We start from the raw sequence: 21,218 nt of genomic DNA, 5'->3' as shown, positions 1-21,218 counted from the left end.
CCCTCTCGGTGAAACCTTTGGTTTCACCGTTCACCCCGAGGTATTTAGATCAAGAAAAAACTAAGAGGCTTTGCGGAAGCGGAGCGCGAGGTTATTGGCCGGTAAGTCATTGGTTTGGACGTGGGCCAAGCCGACTGTTTGTGCCGTGGCGATGATGTCTGCGGTGTCTTTGTAGCCAATATCTGGGTCTTGGTCTGTGAGGCTTTTGTGAAACTGCGCATCGCCCGGGCTGGTGAGTTTGCCATTGCGCATGAAAGGGCCGTAGATGACGAATTGGCCGTTAGGCGCGAGAGTTTTGGCGGCTTCTGAGATCAGAGTTTTGGCGCTGGGCGTTGAGATGAGATGCAGGAGGTTTGCGAGGAAAATCAGGTCTTTGGGCGCGTGATTTTCTGACCAGCCGGGAGTTGTTGCATCCAGCAGTTGAGGGGCTGCGAGGTTCGGCAGGTTTGCCTCGGTTTGATACGACGCAATGCTAGCAAGCCGGCCTTCGTCCGCTTCAGTGGGTTGCCACGTGATACTTGGCATCTCGCGTGCAAATTGGACGATATGTTGGCCGGTGCCGCTGGCGATCTCGAGCGCTATGCCGGTAGGCGGCGCGAGCGTGGTTAACAGCGTGGTGATGGCATCTGCATTGCGGGCGGCAGAGGGGGCAAAGAGCCTGTCGCCTTCGCGTGGGTGGGCGATGCTGGCACCTTTGATTGGTGGCTTGGTCATGAGGCCTCTTCTAGCCGATCGGTGGCGGGGGCCGGGGTTGGGCTGAGGGCTGTGATTTTGTCGTAGAGTTCGGGTGTGAGATCGTAGGTGATTGCATCAAGGGAGGGTTGCAATTGCGCGACGGTTCTTGCGGAAAGAATTGGGCTAGGCTTTGCGGGATGGGCGGCCGCCCAAGCGACAGCAAGCGTGGCGGGATTGGTGTCGTGGGTGACGTCAGCCAGCTTTCGCGCGGCGTCCCACATCCATGTTTGGCCATAACGCGCGTTGTAGCGGGCATCTGTGGCAAGGCGGCCAGTGACGGATGTGTCATGTTGATGGGCGTATTTCCCGGTTAGCAAACCACCGCCAAGGGGCGAGTAGGGGACAAGCTGAATGCCTTGGTCTTGGGCCATAGGGAAGAGTTCGACCTCTGCTTGGCGTTTCACCAAATTGTACATCGGTTGCAGGATGTCGATTGTCAGATCGCGTTCGGCAGCGACGGCCACGGATTTCATCACCTGCCACGCTGCGTGGTTGCTGACGCCAATGTGGCGAATTTTGCCTTGGGATTTGAGTTCTGCCAGCGTGTCATAGGTTTCTTGAAGTGGCGTGTCCGGGTCAAAGCGGTGCAAATACAGGATGTCGACCATATCCATGTTCAGTCTTTGGCGCGAGATGTCGAAGGCCTGCAAGATATTGGCGCGACCGGACCCGCCGGTGTAGGCCGCTTTGGTGGCGATGATAATGTTATCGCGGCAATTGGCAGCGCATTGGCCCAGCAGGGTTTCAGAGGCGCCTTCTGTATACACATAAGCCGTGTCAAAGTGATTGATCCCAGCATCACGGCAGGCGTCAAACATGGCGTGGCTGTCAGTTGCAGATGCGCCCTTGCCAAATTGCATGGTGCCAAAAGCAAAGCGGCTGATTGGGGTGCCGTTGGGCGATGTGATGGGCTGGCGCATGTAAGCTCTTTCTGTGGAATTTGTTAGCAGGATATCCGTCGCGGCGGCGCGGCTAAAGAGGTTTTGGTCTATGCGCGTTCTTTGAAAGTAATATGAAGGGTCAGTTTGATTTCTCAGACCGGTAGGTGATGGCCATCAAGGTGGCTGTCATGGTGGCGATTGGGGTTTCTTGCCCGCCTTTACATGCATACGCGGTGCCGTCGGCGACTGTCAAAGTACGTCCCGATTTTATGACTTTGGCTCTGATGTGAAACCGCTCACCAGCGGCTGGGGCCAATAGGTTGGTTTTGAACTCTACCGTCAGGACAGACGCGTCTTTTTCCATCAGGGATGCCGCAGCATAGCCGCAGGCGCTGTCCAGCGCTGTGGTGATAATTCCCGCGTGGATAAAACCATGTTGCTGAGTGAAGTCGGGGTTGAATGGCATGGATAATTCGACATGACCGGGGGAGACATCGGCCATCGTGATGCCGATGGTTTGCATAGCTTTTTGCTGGGCAAAGCTGTCACGTATCTTTTGTGCGAAACCGTCAAAGCGCGGGGTGAATTCTGACATAGTGTGGCCTTTGCTTGTTTTTATAACAATCTAAGGCACCAGTTGCGGCATGGCCTAACGTGACGTGGCGTAGGACCAAACGCAAAAGGCCCGCCGTGTGAGGCGGGCCTTGAGTGTTGTCGCTTAAAGCGGCTTAGTTAGGTACGTCGCCTACGATGCCTTCAACGTAAAAGTTCATGCCAGCCAATGTGCCGTCATCTGCTGTTTCACCTTCGGCAAGCCAGTCAGAGCCGTCTTGCTTTTTCAGTGGGCCAGTGAAGGCGTGGTAGTCGCCGGACGCGAGGCTTTCGACCATTGCCATGGCTTCTGCTTTTACGTCCGCTGGAACACGGTCAGAGATTTCGCCGATGCCAACCATGCCAGCGCCGATGCCGTCCCATGTGTTTGCTGTGGACCATGTGCCGTCCATAACCGCTTTGGTGCGGGCGATGTAGTAAGGTGCCCAGTCATCAATGATAGAAGAAACGCGTGGGAACGGTGCATATTCGGACATGTCAGATGCTTGGCCAAATGTCACAACATTGCCAGCGGCCTGTGCTGCGGCTTGTGGTGCTGTGGAGTCGGTGTGCTGCAAGATCACGTCAGCGCCTTGTTCGATCAAGGCTTTGGCCGCGTCTGCTTCTTTTGCTGGGTCAAACCATGTGTAGGCCCAGATGATCTTGAACTCGACGTCCGGGTTCACTTTTTTGGCGTGAATGTAGGCCGAGTTGATGCCACGAATAACTTCGGGGATCGGGAAAGAGGCGATGTAACCGATGATGTTGCTTTCGGTCATTTTGCCTGCGATGTGGCCCTGTACTGCGCGGCCTTCGTAAAAACGTGCGGAATAGACGGACACGTTGTCCGCGGTTTTATAACCGGTGGCGTGCTCGAATTTCACCTTTGGGAATTTCTTGGCGACGTTGATGGTTTGATCCATGTAGCCAAAAGAGGTGGTGAAGATCAGGTCAGCGCCTTCTAGCGCCATCTGTGTCATCACGCGCTCTGCGTCTGGGCCTTCTGGAACGTTTTCAACATAGACCGTTTCAACGTCATCGCCGAATTCTGCCACAACGGCTTTGCGGCCTTGGTCGTGTTCGTATGTCCAACCGCCATCGCCGACTGGGCCGACGTAGACAAAACCGACTTTGGTTTTTTCAGCCATAGCGGTGGTTGCAAGACCTGCGACGAGCGCGGCGCTGGCAAGAAGTTTCGTGAGTTTCATGGGTAAATACCCCCCTGTTTTGGTTATTGATAAGCGTCGCAAGCAGCTACTGCGAGGCGTGGAAAATTCGGCCCAACGACGCTGGCGCGCGGCTTTTGTCGGCGGACATGATGACAAGCACCAGAATGGTTATCAGATATGGCGACATTGCCAAGTACTCGACGGGAATGGCGACACCCGCGGCTTGCAGGTTTAGCTGCAACACGTTGATACCGCCGAAAAGATAGGCACCTAAAAGAACGCGCCATGGTTTCCAACTGGCAAATACGACCAGTGCGAGGGCGATCCAGCCGATGCCAGCGGTCATGCCTTCGGTCCATTGTGGGACACGGATCAGGCTGATGTAGGCACCACCAAGACCAGCGCAGGCGCCACCGAATAGGATGGCAAGAACGCGGGTGCGGACGACGTGGTAGCCAAGGGCGTGGGCCGCCTCGTGGTTTTCACCCACGGCACGCAGGATCAGGCCAAGGCGTGAGTATTTGAGCAGTGCCCAAGTAGCGGCCGTTAGGGCTAGGCCGACGTACAACACTGGGTCATGGCCAAATAGGATCGGGCCGATGATGGGTAGGTCCGTTAGGAATGGAATGTCGAGTTTGGCCATCGCCGGTGGTTTGATGCCCACATAGCTTTGGCCCATCAGGGCCGAAAGGCCGAGGCCAAACAGTGTGAGGGCAAGGCCGGATGCAACTTGGTTGGCCAGCGCGACTTGGGTCAGGAAGGCAAAGAGCAGCGACAGAACGGCTCCGCCTGCCATAGCAGCCAAAAGGCCGAGGTAGGGGTTGGTTGTTTCCACGGCAATCGCAAAGCCGCAGATCGCGCCGATGATCATCATGCCTTCGACGCCAAGGTTCAGAACGCCCGCTTTTTCAACAACCAGCTCGCCGATGGCGGCGAGAAGAAGCGGGGTTGCTGCCACCATTAAAGAGGCGATCAGCAGGACGGGGTTGATGGCTGACAGATCCATTATGCGGCCCCTTTCGTCGCAAATCGAATGCGGAAGTTGGTAAGGACATCTAGCGCAAGCAAGAAGAATAAAAGCATGCCTTGGAAGACTTGGATCGCGGCAGAGGGTAGCGAGAGCGAGCTTTGGGCGATGTCGCCGCCGATGTAGGTCAGCGCCATAAGAAGGCCGGCCAGCAAGATGCCAACAGGATGCAAACGGCCAAGGAAGGCCACGATGATGGCGGTGAAGCCGTAGCCGACGTTAAAATCAATGCTGACTTGTCCGGCGGGGCCTGCGACCTCGAATAACCCTGCAAGGCCCGCCAATGCGCCCGATGCTCCCATGCAGAACAGCACAAGGCGGGTTGGGTTTACGCCGCCAAAACGGGCGGCGCGTGGGGCCTCGCCCGTCAGGCGGATGTTGTAGCCAAGGATGTGTTTGTTCAGCAGGATGTAAGAGAAAATCACCGCGATGAATGCGGCAACGACGCCCCAGTGCATCCCGGTGCCCGTGATCAGTTCGGCGTTATGGGCGCTGTCGTAGGACTGAAAATTTCGCGATCCTGGAAAACCAAACCCTTCGGGGTTTTTCAGCAAACCCAAAGACATAGAGGCCAAGAGTTGTTCGGCCACATAGACCAGCATGAGCGACACTAGGATTTCATTCGTGCCGAATTTTACCTTTAAGAGCGCTGGGATCATCGCCCAGATCAGGCCTCCCAATGCTCCGAAAAAGATCATCAGCGGAAAGATCACGATGCTTTCCATCGGATAGAATGCCAGACCCGCCGCCGCGCCGCAGATCGCGCCGACGATGTACTGACCCTCTGCGCCGATGTTCCAAATCCCTGCGCGAAAGCCCAGTGATAGACCAATGGCGATTAGGATCAATGGGCCGCCTTTCACCAAAAGCTGGGGGCGGTAGTAAAAGGAAAACTCGCCAAAGAGCGGATCGTAGAAAATGGTGCGGATCGCTTCGATGGGGTTCTTGCCAAGGGCCGCGAACAGCAACCCACCGGCGATCATCGTCACGATAACGGCGATGACTGGGGTCATCAGCGCCCATGCGCGGCTGGGTTGGGGGCGTTTTTCGAGGTGGATCATGCGCGGACCTCTTGTGTTGGGGCATCTAAGCCGTGGGCACCGCCCATCATCAGCCCAATTTCATCAATGGTCAGGCCAGCTGCAGGACAAATGTTGGATAGGCGCCCTTCATTCAGCGCGCCAAAGTTGTCAGAGATTTCCATAAGTTCATCAAGGTCTTGGCTGATGACGACAACCGCCGCACCATTTGCTGCAAGATCAAGCAGCGCTTGCCGAATAGCCGCAGCAGCGGCAGCATCCACGCCCCATGTGGGTTGGTTCACAATCAATACGTCGGGGTCTTGTAAGACTTCGCGTCCAATGACGAATTTCTGGAGGTTCCCGCCGGAGAGCGACCGCGCTGCCCGGTCGGAACCGGGGGTGCGCACGTCAAAGGCTTTGATGATGTCTTCGGCGAATTGCGTGGTGTCTTTCCAATTCACAAAGCCCTTTTTCGTCAGGCCTTGGCGAATACTGCCTGTGAGCAGGGCGTTTTCTACAAGGCTCATGTTTGGGGCGGCGGCGTGGCCAAGGCGTTCCTCGGGGGCGGCCAATGTACCGATGCCGCGACGTTGGTTGGGGCCAAGGTGACCGGTAGCCTTGCCGCGAATGATCACAGTGTTCGGCGACGTCAGCAATTCGCCTGATAAGGCGGCCAGCAATTCGTCTTGGCCATTGCCTGCAACTCCGCCCAAGCCCAAGATTTCACCGGATCTTACGGTAAAGCTAATGTCTTTCAGTGATGTGCCAAATGGGTTGGCGGATTTCGCTGTAAGGCTCTGCACCTTTAGCATGATTTCCCCACCGGATTTTGCGGTGCGGGTTGGGGTTTGCAATGTGTCGCCAACCATCAGCTCAGCCATTTGGCGCGCGGAGGTCTCTGCGGGCACGCATTCCCCTACGTTTTTCCCAAGCCGGAGGATGGTGGCGTGGTCGCAAAGGTTCCGAATTTCTTCGAGCTTATGCGAAATATAAAGGATCGAGGTGCCTTCGGATTTCAATTTGCGAAGGGTTTGAAACAGGATTTCGACCTCTTGTGGGGTCAGAACGCTGGTCGGTTCATCCATGATCAAAAGTTTGGGATCTTGCAACAGGCAGCGGATGATTTCAACGCGCTGACGTTCACCTGCTGACAGGTCGCCGACGGTGCGGAATGGGTCAAGCGGTAGGCCGTAATTTTCGGACACATCTTTGATACGAGCCGCCAGATCGCGCATGGCTGGTGGGTTTTCCATGCCAAGCGCCACGTTCTCGGCCACGTTCAATGCATCGAACAAAGAGAAATGCTGGAACACCATCGCAACGCCGGCTGCGCGTGCAGCCCGAGGCTCGGCTGGGGCGAATTCTGCGCCGCGCCATGTCATTTGGCCGCTGTCTGGTTTGACCAAGCCGTAGATCATTTTCACAAGCGTCGATTTACCTGCGCCATTCTCTCCTAACAGGGCGTGAACTTGCCCTTCGGCGATGTCAAAAGACACATCGTCATTTGCAATGACGCCGGGGTAAGCTTTGGTAAGGCCTTGGATGGAGAGCAGCGGAGCTGTCATGCGGTCCTGTCCCTTCGGATGATCTGTTCTTCTTGTGTGCTCAATAACTTAGCAGCGACACCGATTGCAATTGCTTGCGGGTGTTTCCCCATAAAAGGATCGCCGATTGGGCAAGTGATACGCGAAATTTGGGTCACGGAATGGCCCAGTTCAGTAAGACGTTTTTGAAAGCGCGCCCATTTGGTTTTTGACCCGATCAGGCCCACGAATTGGTGTGAGTGGGTCAACAATTGGTGGCAAAGTTCCAAGTCCAGCGCATGAGAATAGGTTAGGATTAGGTGATCGGCACCGCGTGGCGCATGGGGCACCAACAAAGCCGGGTTTTGCGCTGTTAACGGCGTGACGTTTTCAGGAATGACATCGGGAAAACGATCTGACGCTGTGTCGATCCAAGTGATGTTGAAATCAGGAAGCGGGGTGAGGGTTTGCACAATCGCACGCCCGACATGGCCTGCGCCCCAGACCCACAAGGGGCGTTGTGTCTGCGCCAGTGGTTCAATGAACCAGCCGTCCTTTAAGGTCGTGTCTGGCAGGCTGCCTTCGGAACGGGCTTTGGCTAGAGTGCTTCGGACAGCCAAAGGCATGTCTGTCGCGCCCGAGACCTGACGCACATAGGATGTTTCATTGGCTAAGGCGTTTAGCGTCTGCTCCGTAAAGACCTCGCTGACCAGAGACACAGCTCCGCCACAACACTGACCAAGGGCGGGCCCAAGGGGATGATGTGTCAGCCGCGCTGATTGGTTTTGCAGCAATTGCTGTCGTGCCGCTTGAGTTGCTTGGTGCTCTAACGTGCCGCCACCGATGGTGCCGGTTTGCCCTGTCGCCCACACCAACATGGCCGCACCAACTTCGCGTGGGCCTGATCCTTTGACACCCGCCGTAACCACGCGCACCACGGGGCCGTGTTCGGCCACAGCGGCCTGTATGGCGTTTAGATCAATCATTCTGCACACTCTGCACCGCGTGGTACACACGCTCAGCCGTGGCCGGGGCATCCAGATTTGGGTAGGCCGCACCACAAGAGGCCACCGCATCTGACAATGCCATCAACGCGGAAATACCCAACATAAAGGGCGGCTCGCCAACGGCCTTTGACCGGTAAATCGTGTCCTCGGCGTTGGTGTTTTTATAAAGCGCGACATTGAAAATATCGGGCCGATCAGAACAGGCGGGGATTTTATAGGTGCTGGGCGCATGGGTGCGTAATGCGCCTTTGTCGTCCCACACCAGCTCTTCGGTTGTTAGCCAGCCGGCACCTTGCACATAGCCACCTTCGACCTGTCCGATGTCCAACGCGGGGTTCAAAGAGCTGCCAGCATCGTGCAAAATATCGCAGCGCAGAATGCGGTTTTCGCCGGTTAGTGTGTCGATGACCACTTCGGTCACGGCAGCGCCATAGGCGAAATAATAGAACGGGCGGCCATGCCCTTTGATCCGATCCCATTCCAGTGACGGCGTCTTGTAAAAGCCCGTGGCAGATAGGCTGATGCGGTTTTCATAGCAAAGCTTGGCGGCATCGGCGAAGGTCAATTCCTGTCCACCTGCATAGACCAAGCCACCTTTGAAGGTGATCGTTTCGGGCGCACAGGCGTAGTCGGGGTGCGAGCCGATGAAATCAGCCATGCGCGCGCGGATCAGATCACAGGCGTTTTTCACGGCCATGCCATTTAAATCGCTGCCGGAACTGGCTGCTGTTGCTGACGTGTTTGGCACCTTACCGGTATCGGTTGCGGTGATCTTTACCGCTGACATCGCCACGCCAAAGCGGCTCGCCGCGACTTGAGCGACCTTTTGGTTCAGCCCTTGGCCCATTTCGGTGCCGCCATGGTTTAGCTGGATAGAACCATCCTGATAAACATGCACCAGCGCACCCGCCTGATTGAGGTGGGTCAGAGTAAAGGAAATCCCAAACTTCACCGGCGTCAGCGCGATGCCCTTTTTCAGCACCGGATTGGCGGCATTCCATGTCGCGATGGCCTCTCGGCGTGCGGCATAATCTGAGCTTTCACAAAGCTGATCCACCAAGTCATGCAGCACAAAGTCGGTAACCGGTTGCCCATAGGGGGTTATGTTTTTCCTGACCAAAATACCTTCGGGGGGAGAGGCCTGCGCAGCAGGGCTCTGGGGGGCAGACGGCCCCCCATCTGCTTCTGCGTAAAAGTTGGCGCGTCGCACCTCCAGCGGATCCATCTGCAACGCATGGGCCACGTGATCCATGACACGTTCAATCCCCAGCATACCTTGAGGCCCGCCAAAGCCGCGATAGGCGGTGGCGGATTGCGTGTTGGTTTTCAGGCGATGGCTTTCGATACGGATGTGTTCCAGCAAGTAGGCATTGTCTGAATGCAGCATTGCCCGGTCGGCGACGGGCAGGGACAAATCTTGCGCCCAACCACATCGGGCCAGTTGCAGGAACGTAATGCCCTGCACACGTCCGCTGGCATCATAGCCCACCGTGTAATCAATGCGGAAATCGTGGCGCTTGCCGGTGATGATCATGTCGTCATCACGGTCGTAGCGCATCTTGCAGGTCTGCCCGGTGATCAGGGCCGCAACAGAACAAGCAACTGCCAAGGCGTTGCCTTGGCTTTCCTTGCCACCAAATCCGCCCCCCATACGACGGGTTTCCACGCGTACGGCGTGCATGGGCATGCCAAGGGCATGGGCGACCTTATGTTGGATTTCCGTTGGGTGCTGAGTCGAACTTTGCACCAGCATGTCACCATTGTCTTGCGGTTGGGCAAGGGCGGCTTGGCCTTCTAGGTAGAAATGTTCCTGACCGCCCATGTCGATTGAGCCGTTTAGTTGATGCGGCGCGTTCTGGATGGCATCATCCGCTGTGCCACGTGCCCAAATGCGGGGGCCATCTTCAAAGTGGCTACCGGCTGCCATGGCCTCATCAATGGTCAGGATCGGAGTTTTTTCAACGTAGGTGACCTGAGCCAATCGCGCGGCTTTACGGGCGTTCATATGGCTATCGGCGATTACGATGAACAGAGGCTGACCGAGGTAGTGCACCTCACCTTCACTCAGCAATGGTTCATCGTGAATAGAGGGGCTGACATCGTTTTCAAACGGCAAGTCACTGGCCGTTAGCACAAGGCGCACACCTGTTGCAGCACGGACCGCAGTTAAGTCCATGTCTTCGATAGTGCCGCGGGCAATGGTTGATAGGCCAAAGGCCAGATGCAACGTGCCTTTGGGTGTTGGGATGTCATCCACATAACGTGCTTGGCCGGTCACATGCAGATGGGCGCTGTCATGGGGCAGTGGGGCTGAAACGCTCATGGCTGCACCTCCAACACGGATGTCTGCGCACCAAGGTCTTCTAGGTAATAGCGCGTCAATAAATTGCGAGCGATTTCTAGTCGGTAGTCGGCAGAGGCGCGCATGTCACTCATCGGTGTGAAATCTTGCTCCCAAGCTTTCCATGCGTTGGCGATGGTTTCTTCGTTCCACGCCTTGCCAATCAAAGCATCTTCGACGTGGCGCGCGCGTTTTGGCGTTGCGGCCATTCCGCCAAAGGCGATGCGGGCGGCGGCGATTTTGCCGTCTTCAACGGTGATATTGAACGCGCCCAAAACGGCAGAAATGTCCTGATCGAAGCGTTTGGAGATTTTGTAAACCTTTAGGCGATCCGGCTGTTTCGGGATCGAGATGCTTTCCACAAACTCGCCATCAAGCCTGTCTTGTTTGCCATAGGCGATAAAGAAATCCTCTATCGGCAGGCTGCGACGCCGGTCGCCAAGGCGCAGGTTTAGCGTGGCATTTAGGGCAATCAACGCGGGCGGATTGTCCCCAATCGGCGATCCATTGGCGATGTTGCCGCCAAGCGTAGCCGCGTTACGCACCTGTGTACTGGCATATCGGCGCAGCATTTCAGCGTAGCTGGGGAAATAGGGGGTGAGCACCTCGCGCAGGGTATTCATATTCACCATCGCGCCAATGTTGATCGCGTCTTCGGTGATTTCGACTTCGGTCAAATCTGCGCAACGGTTGAGAAAGATCACAGGTTTTAGGTCACGCAAGGATTTCGTGACCCATAGACCAACATCGGTTGCGCCAGCCACAAGGGTCGCCTCGGGCATCTTCGCATATAAGCGCGCTAAAGCATCACTGCTTACGGGCTGCATTGAAGTGGCTTCGGGAGATGGCGGCAGCTCGTCTTTGATCCAATCTGGGACAGGTTCTGCAGAGGCCTCTTCCGCCGCGCGAATGATCGGTGCGTAGCCTGTACAACGGCACAGGTTGCCTGCCAATTGATTGTCGTAATCCGTCGCGCCATTGGCGTGGGCGGACGCCATGCTGGCGATGAAACCGGGGGTGCAAAATCCGCATTGGCTGCCGTGATGCTTGATCATTGCATCTTGAACAGGGTGCAGCGTGCCATCTTGGGCTGATAGCCCTTCGACTGTGCGCACTGCTTTGCCATTTAGCTGCGGCAGAAACAGGATGCAGGAGTTCAGCGCCTTTTGCCCATCAACATCCTGCACCACAACAGAGCAGGCGCCACAATCGCCTTCGTTGCAGCCTTCTTTGGTGCCAGTTAGGCCACGCTCTTCGCGCAACCAATCCAGTAGTGTGGTTGTGGGCTTAACGTTTGTTAGGGCCACGGTCTCTCCGTTCAGAAGAAACGTGATTTCCATATTTGAAACCTGTCGCCTTACCAAAGATGTGCCATCTGTGCGTCCTCTCGATGCGACGTAGAAAGGACGCGGCTCCCCGCATTTCTATAGTGAGGATAGGGAAGGCTTGGGCGTTCTGGCAAGGAAAACTTAGGGTTAGAGCGGTTGAGGTGAATATTCGATTATGCAGTGCTTTCATGTTAACCCCCACCAATTGCCGGGAATTTCAGTATACTTTGGTGCATTGTTCGGAAATTCATGAAAGTCTTGCCTGACAAACCCCGATTAAGAATTCAGCACATTGCCCGTTAGGAATCATTTAATCGGAGGGCTGGCTAAGTTAGCTTACCTACATGAGCACTGATCCCCGATTCATTCACCTGCGCGTCCATACGGAATACTCTTTGCTAGAAGGGGCCATTCGGACAAAGAAACTGCCCGGCATGTGTACCGATATGGATATGCCAGCCGTCGCGATTACCGATACAAACAACATGTTTGCGGCTTTGGAGTTTTCTGTCACAGCCGAAGGGGCGGGTATTCAGCCGATTGTGGGCTGTCAGGTTGATGTGCAGATGCCGCATGATGATCCGTCAGGGCGTACTCAGGCCCCACCGCCAGCGCCGATTGTGCTGCTGAGCCAGCGCGAAGAGGGCTATGAAAACCTGATGAAGTTGAACTCTTGTCTGTATATCGACAAGGGCGGTCAGCTGCCGCAGGTCAGGTTGGAGGAACTGGAGAAGTATTCCAGCGGTTTGATCTGTTTGACGGGTGGGCCGGATGGGCCAATGGGCCGGATGCTGCGTGATGGGCAACGCCCGGCTGCCGAAACCATGATGCGACGGTTCAAAGAGATCTATGACGACCGGCTTTATGTCGAATTGCAACGTCACCCCGGCGAGGATGGCAAGCCAGAAGCAGAGCGTCTCAGCGAGCGCGGCTTTATCGAGATGGCCTATGCAATGGACATCCCGCTGGTCGCGACCAATGACGTCTATTTCCCTAAAACAGAGATGTACGAAGCGCATGACGCGCTGATCTGTATTTCCGAAGGCGCCTATGTGGATCAGGCGGAAGGACGACGCCGATTGACGGCGCAGCATTACTTCAAATCACCGCAAGAGATGATCACGCTATTTGCCGATTTACCTGAGGCGATTGAAAACACAGTTGAAATCGCCAAGCGCTGCGCCTTTGCGACCTACCGCCGTGATCCCATCTTGCCGAAGTTTGCGGACGACGAGGTTGCAGAACTGCGCCGCATTGCGAACGAAGGCTTGCAGAAACGTCTGGCGGTTATTCCGCATGCAGTGACCTTGGAAGAGTATCAAGCGCGCTTGGACTTTGAGCTCGACATCATCGAAGGCATGGGGTTTCCGGGCTATTTCTTGATCGTTGCGGACTTTATCCAATGGGGCAAAGACCAAGGCATTCCTGTGGGACCGGGCCGTGGTTCTGGTGCGGGGTCTTTGGTGGCCTATGCGCTGACGATTACCGACCTTGATCCGCTGCGCTATTCGCTGCTGTTTGAACGGTTCCTAAATCCAGAACGTGTTTCGATGCCTGACTTTGACATCGACTTTTGCATGGACCGCCGGGAAGAGGTGATTAAATACGTTCAGGAAAAATATGGTCGCGACAAGGTGGGGCAGATCATCACCTTTGGTGCGCTGCTGTCAAAGGCTGCGGTGCGCGACATTGGGCGTGTTTTGCAGATGCCTTATGGGCAGGTGGATCGTCTGTCTAAAATGATCCCGGTCGAAGGCGTGAAGCCTGTTTCGATTGAGAAGGCGTTGAAAGACGAGCCGCGCTTGCGTGAAGAGGCGCGGAACGAAGAGGTTGTGGACCGGCTTTTGACCTATGGTCAGCAGGTCGAGGGATTGTTGCGAAACGCCTCGACCCACGCGGCAGGTGTTGTGATTGGGGATCGGCCGCTGGATGCGCTGGTGCCGCTGTATCAGGATCCACGATCTGACATGCCAGCGACGCAGTTCAACATGAAATGGGTTGAACAAGCAGGCTTGGTGAAGTTCGACTTTTTGGGTCTAAAGACCCTGACCGTGATCCAAAGCGCGATTGACCTGATCAAAGGCGAAGGCCGCGATATTCACATCGCGCAGGACGGCACGCGATTGTACGAGCCGCCGCCCGGTGCGGAAAACGAAATCAACCTTATTCCATTGGATGATGAGGCAACCTACAAGCTGTATGCAGCGGCCAAAACCGTTGCTGTGTTTCAGGTGGAATCCAGCGGTATGATGGATGCGCTGAAGCGCATGAAGCCGACCTGTATCGAAGACATCGTTGCGCTTGTGGCGCTGTATCGTCCGGGCCCGATGGAGAATATTCCGACCTATTGCGAGGTCAAAAACGGATTGAAAGAGATTGAATCCGTTCATCCGTTGATCGACCACATCTTGGCCGAAACACAGGGCATTATTGTTTACCAAGAACAGGTTATGCAGATTGCACAGGTCATGGCGGGATACTCGCTTGGCGGGGCTGACCTGTTGCGCCGTGCGATGGGTAAAAAGATCAAAGAAGCGATGGATGCGGAGCGTCCAAAGTTTGAAAAGGGCGCAGCTGAAAATGGCGTGCCTGCGAAAAAAGCCAGCGAAGTCTTTGACTTGCTGGAGAAATTCGCAAACTACGGCTTTAACAAATCCCACGCAGCGGCATATGCTGTGGTGTCCTATCAAACGGGTTGGCTGAAAGCGAACCACCCGGTTGAGTTCATGGGCGGCGTGATGAACTGCGATATCCATTTGACGGATAAGCTGGCGGTTTACTTCGAAGAAGTGAAGAAACACCTGAAATTACCTTATGTTCCGCCTTGCGTGAACCGCTCTGAAGCGATGTTCACGGTGCGCGACGGCAAGTTGATCTATGCGCTGGGCGCGCTGAAAAACGTGGGTGTCGAGGCGATGACGCTTGTGACCGAAGGGCGCAAGGTGGATGGGGTTGATAAGCCCTTTGCGACCCTGTTTGATTTTGCGCGGCGTGTGAATTTGAAGCGTGTTGGGAAACGTCCACTTGAGATGCTGGCGCGCTCTGGGGCGTTTGACGAGTTGGATAAAAACCGCCGTAAGGTCTTTGAAAGTCTTGAAGGTTTGGTGAATTACTCTGCCGCCATTCACGAGCAGAAAGAAAGCAGTCAGGTGTCTTTGTTTGGTGAAGCGGGGGATGATTTGCCCGAGCCTCGCCTGAGCAAAGCAGCGGATTGGTTGCCTGCGGAGAAGCTGGATGAAGAGGCCAAAGCGATTGGTTTCTTCCTGTCTGGGCACCCGCTAGAAGATTACATGCCTGCGTTAAAACGTAAGAAAATCATGACGTTGGACGAGCTGACGGATCGTGCGCGGGGTGGGCCTTGTGTTGCGAAATTGGCTGGGCGGGTTTCGGGACGGCAAGAGCGGAAGTCTGCGCGGGGTAATAGATTTGCCTTTGCGCAGCTGTCTGATCCGACAGGGGCGTATGAGATTACGATTTTCTCGGAAACCTTGGAAAAGTGCCGCGAGCATCTGGAGACCGGATCAAAAGTGGTTGTGACCGTTGAGGCGACGATGGAGTCCGATCAGTTAAAACTACTGGCGAAATCCATTGGGCCGATTGATACGATTGTCGCGGATGCGGGCACGGCCGGGTTGCGGATTTTTGTTGAGACTCCAGAGGCACTTACCAATATTGCCAACGTGCTGAATGGCGCGCGCGAGGCGGTGAAAAAAGGCCCTCGGGGTCCTGTCGTGTTTAACCTGATGAACCCAGAATTGCCGGGGGAGGTGGAGATCGACGTGGGTGTCGAATTCCCGATCAACCCGCAGATCAAAGGCGCGATCAAATCGCTGCCGGGTATCATGGCGATTGAGGATTACTAATCCATAGGTTTCGCCGCGAAACGGTTGCATGAGCGGCGAACGCTTTGTTTTTATTTGGGTAAGGTGGAAATTCGTACGATTCACGGGTTGAAGCGTACGTTTGAGCTTGTGTGGGGCTTTGCCCCCTTGGCCCCCCTGACGGGATGGCCAATTCCCCCAGAGTATTTTTGGGAAAGATGAAGGGGGGTGGGTTGGCTATGGGCGAGAGCGATTGGGTTAGGAGCGGCTATGCGGACAAAGTGAGCTTTAGCTGCGGCTGCACCAAGGCCCGGTATTGTGTGATTTTGGTGTTTCTCGCTACATTCTATCCATGTAAAATGCCGGGATTCCATTTTTTCTGCCTGCCACTTCCCGCACACATGAGGTTTGTGGGGCGGGCGCATATGTGTGTGCCTTTGCGCTTGCGGCGCAATTGGGTGGCCATACGGATGTGGATCCGTGAAAACTGGGATACGACATAAATCAATCCAACTGGATTTGCCGATTTTGTGAAGCCTGCGGCACTGACGGTCTGTAACACAGGCAATCAATCCGAGACGTTTGCAGTTGCCGAAGAGGCCTTGCGGTCTGGTGCTGTGTCGCTAATTGTCATGTCGCTGAATAAGCCTTTTGGCTTGACCAAAGGGCGGCGATTGCAGTTGGCTGCGCGGGATGGGCAGTCCACGGGTTTGGCAATTATTCCCGAAGGAATGGGCAGTAATGCGGCGGAAACGCGTTGGCGCTGCACCCCTGTGTTCTCCCCCGAAGACTCGACTCTGCAGCAATGGGAGTTTATTGTGAACAAATCGGGAACATTGGGTGCCTGGCATGTTCAATGGAATACAACGTCGCGTCGTTTCACTATGGTTCCCTCGGCTCGCAAGTGACCGGGTTTTACGCCAGTGGCAAATTGAGGGGCCTTTTGCCCTGACGCTGAAGCAGAAAAATGCCAACCGGATTTACTGCCTGAATGCCGCCGCCACACAACAAGGTCTGCATCACGGGATGCCCTATGCGGATGCGCGGGCTTTTTGTCCAAACCTGCAAAGCCAGGTGGCGCAACCTGAGCAAGACCAGCGTTTCTTGCAGACGCTCCGTCGCTGGGCAACACGCTACGGCCCATGGGTTGGGCTTGAGGGCGAGGATGGGCTGGTGATGGATATTACCGGCTCGGCGCATCTGTTTGACGGAGAGACGGCCATGCTGGCCGATATGCGCCTGCGCCTGATGCGCGCCGGAATTTCGGCACAGATAGGTCTTGCAGATACGCGTGGGGCAGCTTGGGCTTTGGCACATTATGGTGAGGGCGTTGCCCCCAGTGGTGAGGCTCTGGCCACGCTAGCGCCCCTACCGGTCGCGGCCTTGCGGCTCGAAGACAGTATATCCGTCACGTTACAACGTCTGGGATTGCGCAGTATTGGCGACTTGGCAGGGGCCGGGCGTGCGCCGCTGACCCGCCGGTTTGGCCCCGGTCTTTTGCTGCGTTTGGATCAGGCTGTGGGCACACAGCCTGAGGATATTTCACCACAGGCTGAGCCGCCACATTATGCGGTGCGCATGACCTTGCCAGAACCGATCGGCCTGCTGTCTGACGTGATGGCTGTGGCCGAGCGGCTGCTTGTTCAGCTCTGTGCGAAATTGAAAACGCAGGAAGTAGGTGCGCGGAACCTCTGCATAACACTGCGTCGGGTGGATCAGGGGCAGCAACAGGTCGACCTTCGGCTGGCGCGTCCTTTACGCGACCCACAGCGCATCCTGCCGCTCTTTGAACGAGGGTTGAGCGAGGTTGATGCAGGGTTTGGCATTGATCAACTACGGCTGGAAGCCACACAGGTAGAGGCCCTGCCAGTGCAGCAGATCAGCCATGTTTCAGGTGGTGAAAAGGGCAAGCTGGATGATCTGATCTCACGACTTGGCACGCGGATCGGGTTGGAGAACATCCAGCGGTTCCTACCCGCTGACAGCCATTTTCCCGAACGCAGCTTTGTCGTTGCACCTGCTGCGTATTCGGAGTCGGCAGGTAGTTGGATTAGCAGACACCCGCGTCCGGTCGCTCTGTTCCCCCCAGAACCGATTGCCGGAACAGGCTTGCGGCCCCCTATGCGCTTTCGCTGGCGTCGGATGTCGCTCACCACAGGTCGCGCCACCGGGCCTGAGCGCATTGCCCCGGAATGGTGGCTTGAGGATGACAATTGGCGCTCCGGCCTGCGCGATTACTGGCGGGTGGAAACGCGTGAGGGGCGCAGATTGTGGCTATTCTATACGCCACAAAACCCCGGCTGGTTTGTACAGGGAGAGTTTGCATGATCGAGATCAATCGCATCCATCGCCCTGTCGAGGCTTTCAGGCGGGGCATGCTGGAAACCCGTATGCAGGCGCAGGAGTACGCCGAACTGTGCGTCACCACAAACTTCACCTTTCTGACTGGAGCATCGCACCCAGAGGAATTGGTGGTGCGTGCCGCGGAACTGGGGCTGTCGGCCATTGCCATTACAGACAGCAATTCTTTGGCAGGTGTGGTGCGGGCTTGGTCAGCGCTGAAGGCGTTGAAACGTGAAACGCAGGGCAGTGTGAAGATACGATCTCAGCAGCGCATAGACAGCTCGTCACGGCAGGTCAGTGATCAAGGGGGGGGGCTCACCAAGCCTGATACGATCATTTTGCCCAAGCTCATTATAGGGTGCCGATTGATCTTGCAGGACAGTTCAGTGGATTGGATCGCACTGCCGCGTGACCGGGGCGCCTATCAACGTCTGACACGCCTTTTGACATTGGGAAAGCGTCGAGCCGAGAAAGGAAAATGCCTGCTTTACAGAAAAGATCTTTTCCCCGCCTGCAAAGGCATGATCCTGATTGGTCTGCCGCAAGGCGATTTGGCAGACGCCACAGCGGATATCCGTACTCTTGTCCGCCATTTCCCGGGCCACGTCTTTCTGGGGGCTGCCCCCCGTTACGACGGCAGCGATCAGGCCTACCTGAACGCCTGCGCGCAGGCAGCGCAAAGGGCCTCGGCCCCGATGGTCGCTGTTGGCGATGTGTTAATGCACCGCGCTGCCCGCCGGCAGTTGGCAGATGTGCTGACCTGTATGCGCGAACATATCACAATTGATCAGATCGGAACCCGTGCCTTGCCCAATGGGGAACGCCGCCTGAAGGCAGGACTGGATATGGCGCGGGTCTTTCACAATCACCCGGCGGCGCTGCGCCGTACATTGGAAATCGCTGATAGGTGCAGCTTTGACCTGGGCGATCTGTCGTATGACTACCCCCATGAGGAAACGGAAAGTGAAACGCCAATGGAACGGTTGGAGCGGCTTGCTCGCGAAGGGCTGCAACGGCGATATTCAGGGCCCCCGCCAGAGCGTGCCTTAGAGTTGATGGCAAAAGAGCTGGCCGTGGTGCAAGAACTGAACTTCCCCGCCTATTTCCTGACCGTGCATGACATTGTGCATTTTGCCAAATCCAAGGGCATTTTATGTCAGGGGCGCGGTTCTGCTGCCAATTCCATCCTCTGTTACCTCTTGGGCATCACCGATGTCAGCCCGAACATGATCGCTATGGTTTTTGAACGCTTTGTGTCCAAGTACCGGGGCGAGCCGCCAGACATTGATGTCGATTTTGAGCATGAACGACGCGAAGAGGTGATCCAGTGGATTTATCAGAAATATGGCCGCCACCGCGCCGGACTGTGTGCCACTGTAATCCATTTCCGTACCCGTGCCGCGATCCGCGAGGTGGGTAAGGTTATGGGGTTGTCTCAGGACGTGACCGCCGGGTTATCCAGCCAGATATGGGGCATGACCAACGGAGGTGTTGATCTGGACCGCATTCGCGAACTTGGCCTTGACCCAAATGACCGCCGCTTGATGCAAACCATCCGCCTGATTGGCGAGATCATCGGCTTTCCGCGCCATCTGTCACAGCATGTGGGGGGCTTTGTTATCACACGCGGGCGGCTTGATGAGCTTGCCCCGATCGAGAATGCCGCGATGGAGGATCGTACCGTAATTTGCTGGGACAAAGACGATATCGACGCTCTGGGCATCCTAAAGGTTGATGTGTTGGGGCTGGGCATGCTGAGCTGTATTCGCAAGGCTTTTGCGCTGATGCAGAAACACGACAATATCAGCCACAGCATAGCCTCGGTACCCCAGGGCGATACATCCACCTATGACATGCTCTGTCGGGCTGATGCGATCGGCGTCTTTCAGGTTGAAAGCCGGGCGCAGATGAATTTCCTGCCCAGGATGAGGCCCCGTGAATTTTATGATCTGGTGATCGAGGTCGCGATTGTCCGCCCCGGCCCCATCCAGGGCGATATGGTACAGCCCTATATCCGGCGGCGAAATGGTCAGGAAAGCGCAGAACCCTTTGGCCCCGCTCTGGAAGAAGTGACCAAACGCACGCTAGGTGTGCCACTCTTTCAGGAGCAGGCTCTGAGAATTGCTGAGGTCGGCGCGGGCTTTACGCCCGAAGAGGCCGACCATCTGCGTCGTTCTCTGGCCTCCTTCCGGCGCATGGGTACCATTGGAAAACACCGCGACAAGTTCATCGCTGGAATGTTGGACAATGGATATTCTAAGGACGTGGCCGAACGCTGCTTTGGTCAAATCGAAGGCTTTGCCGATTATGGCTTTCCTGAAAGTCACGCAGCAGCTTTTGCCATGCTGGCCTATGTTTCGGCGTGGCTAAAATGCCACCATCCGGGGATCTTTGCCTGTGCCTTACTGAACTCCCAACCCATGGGGTTTTATGCCCCCGCACAGATCGTGCGTGATGTCCGTGAACACGGAGTTGAAACGCGCTCCATTTGTGTGAACCATTCCGAATGGGACAACACGCTTGAGCGCCGCCCCGATGGTGCCTTGGCGCTACGCTTGGGCTTTCGCCAAATCAAAGGGTTGAAAGAGGAAGATGCAGGCTGGATCGTGGCGGCTCGGGGCAATGGCTATCCTGATCCAGAGGCGCTGTGGCTTCGTGCGGGCCTGCGCCCGGATGTGTTAACGCGTCTAGCTGAGGCCGATGCGTTTGCAGATATGGGGCTCACGCGACGCGACGCATTATGGCAGGTCAAAGCCATCCAAAGTCCCAAGCCCTTGCCCCTGTTTAATGATCCGATTGACGGGGAAAACATCCAAGAACCACAGGTGCACCTGCCTATCATGCAATTGGGTGAAGAGGTGGTGGAAGACTATGTCTCCACGTGCCTGACTCTTCGTGCCCATCCGATGGAATTGCTACGTCCATCATTTCCGGGGCTTACGGCGCATGCGTCTTTGTCTGAAGTTCCGTTGGGCCGCTATAGCGTCTGCGGCCTTGTCATCACTCGGCAACGCCCCGGCACCGCATCCGGCGTGATTTTCCTGACGCTTGAGGATGAAACCGGCGTCAGCAATATTGTGGTCTGGCGCAATGTCTATGAACGGTTTCGGCGTATCGTCATGGGCGCGCGGCTTTTGCGTGTGACGGGCTATCTGCAACGCGAAGGCATCGTCGTGCATCTGATCGCACAGGACATTCAGGACATGTCGCATACGCTCTTTGAATTGGGCCACCCTGCGCCCGAAGCCCTGACCACTGAAGGCCCCCGCGCCGATGACACGCCCAAGCAGTCGCGCCATCCCACCCGCGCCATGCATCCCCGCGACCAGGCAAAACGTTTGTTTCCGAGCCGGGATTTTCATTGAAGCTGCCATTCATTTAGAATGCAGAATTTGGTGCTTTGGGCTCCAAGCAGACATTTCTCAGTCGG

14 protein-coding genes are annotated in these 21,218 nt (G+C 56.0%); 4 read left to right on the top strand and 10 right to left on the bottom strand.

Annotation, left to right across the window (positions count from 1 at the left end):
• Nucleotides 1-60 precede the first annotated feature (60 nt).
• The 10 genes from Q4544_RS11290 to xdhA form a co-directional block, all read right to left on the bottom strand.
• Nucleotides 61-714 (bottom strand): DUF938 domain-containing protein, encoded by a 654-nt coding sequence (locus tag Q4544_RS11290; protein WP_303506325.1) that lies wholly within the window; start codon nucleotides 712-714, stop codon nucleotides 61-63.
• The gene (locus tag Q4544_RS11285; RefSeq protein ID WP_303506323.1) at nucleotides 711-1,655 is read right to left on the bottom strand and encodes an aldo/keto reductase; all 945 of its coding nucleotides are present in this window, start codon (nucleotides 1,653-1,655) and stop codon (nucleotides 711-713) included. Before Q4544_RS11285 ends, Q4544_RS11290 begins: the two co-directional genes overlap by 4 nt.
• Before the next feature lie 100 nt (nucleotides 1,656-1,755).
• Nucleotides 1,756-2,211, bottom strand: coding sequence for a PaaI family thioesterase (locus Q4544_RS11280; RefSeq protein ID WP_303506322.1), 456 nt, complete (start codon nucleotides 2,209-2,211; stop codon nucleotides 1,756-1,758).
• 133 nt (nucleotides 2,212-2,344) lie between these two features.
• Complete coding sequence (locus tag Q4544_RS11275; protein ID WP_303506321.1) at nucleotides 2,345-3,415, bottom strand: BMP family ABC transporter substrate-binding protein; 1,071 nt, start codon at nucleotides 3,413-3,415, stop codon at nucleotides 2,345-2,347.
• A gap of 46 nt (nucleotides 3,416-3,461) precedes the next feature.
• Complete coding sequence (locus tag Q4544_RS11270; protein WP_303506320.1) at nucleotides 3,462-4,382, bottom strand: ABC transporter permease; 921 nt, start codon at nucleotides 4,380-4,382, stop codon at nucleotides 3,462-3,464.
• Nucleotides 4,382-5,464, bottom strand: a complete 1,083-nt coding sequence (locus Q4544_RS11265; protein WP_303506318.1) for an ABC transporter permease — start codon at nucleotides 5,462-5,464, stop codon at nucleotides 4,382-4,384. Before Q4544_RS11265 ends, Q4544_RS11270 begins: the two co-directional genes overlap by 1 nt.
• Complete coding sequence (locus Q4544_RS11260; protein ID WP_303506316.1) at nucleotides 5,461-6,990, bottom strand: ABC transporter ATP-binding protein; 1,530 nt, start codon at nucleotides 6,988-6,990, stop codon at nucleotides 5,461-5,463. The genes Q4544_RS11265 and Q4544_RS11260 overlap by 4 nt, the downstream gene beginning before the upstream one ends.
• Complete coding sequence (gene xdhC / locus Q4544_RS11255) at nucleotides 6,987-7,934, bottom strand: xanthine dehydrogenase accessory protein XdhC (RefSeq protein WP_303506314.1); 948 nt, start codon at nucleotides 7,932-7,934, stop codon at nucleotides 6,987-6,989. Before xdhC ends, Q4544_RS11260 begins: the two co-directional genes overlap by 4 nt.
• On the bottom strand, nucleotides 7,927-10,278 hold the full coding sequence (gene xdhB / locus Q4544_RS11250; RefSeq protein WP_303506312.1) for a xanthine dehydrogenase molybdopterin binding subunit: 2,352 nt from the start codon (nucleotides 10,276-10,278) through the stop codon (nucleotides 7,927-7,929). The genes xdhC and xdhB overlap by 8 nt, the downstream gene beginning before the upstream one ends.
• Nucleotides 10,275-11,636 (bottom strand): xanthine dehydrogenase small subunit, encoded by a 1,362-nt coding sequence (xdhA, locus tag Q4544_RS11245; protein ID WP_303506310.1) that lies wholly within the window; start codon nucleotides 11,634-11,636, stop codon nucleotides 10,275-10,277. The genes xdhB and xdhA overlap by 4 nt, the downstream gene beginning before the upstream one ends.
• Before the next feature lie 332 nt (nucleotides 11,637-11,968).
• Here xdhA and dnaE point away from each other — a divergent pair, with 332 nt between their 5' ends.
• From dnaE to Q4544_RS11225, 4 genes are all read left to right on the top strand, one after another.
• Nucleotides 11,969-15,487 carry a DNA polymerase III subunit alpha gene (gene dnaE, locus Q4544_RS11240; protein ID WP_303506308.1) on the top strand — a complete coding sequence of 1,173 codons (3,519 nt, stop codon included), beginning with the start codon at nucleotides 11,969-11,971 and terminating at the stop codon, nucleotides 15,485-15,487.
• 488 nt (nucleotides 15,488-15,975) lie between these two features.
• Nucleotides 15,976-16,353, top strand: a complete 378-nt coding sequence (locus Q4544_RS11235; protein ID WP_368411288.1) for a hypothetical protein — start codon at nucleotides 15,976-15,978, stop codon at nucleotides 16,351-16,353.
• Nucleotides 16,295-17,773, top strand: a complete 1,479-nt coding sequence (locus tag Q4544_RS11230) for a DNA polymerase Y family protein (RefSeq protein ID WP_303506306.1) — start codon at nucleotides 16,295-16,297, stop codon at nucleotides 17,771-17,773. Before Q4544_RS11235 ends, Q4544_RS11230 begins: the two co-directional genes overlap by 59 nt.
• Nucleotides 17,770-21,153 (top strand): error-prone DNA polymerase, encoded by a 3,384-nt coding sequence (locus Q4544_RS11225; protein ID WP_303506304.1) that lies wholly within the window; start codon nucleotides 17,770-17,772, stop codon nucleotides 21,151-21,153. Before Q4544_RS11230 ends, Q4544_RS11225 begins: the two co-directional genes overlap by 4 nt.
• Nucleotides 21,154-21,218: the final 65 nt, after the last annotated feature.

The organism is Cognatishimia sp. 1_MG-2023, assembly GCF_030548175.1.
Lineage (GTDB): Bacteria > Pseudomonadota > Alphaproteobacteria > Rhodobacterales > Rhodobacteraceae > Cognatishimia.
The sequence above is the reverse complement of the archived record's forward strand: the minus strand, read 5'-3'. Positions and strand labels throughout refer to the sequence as shown.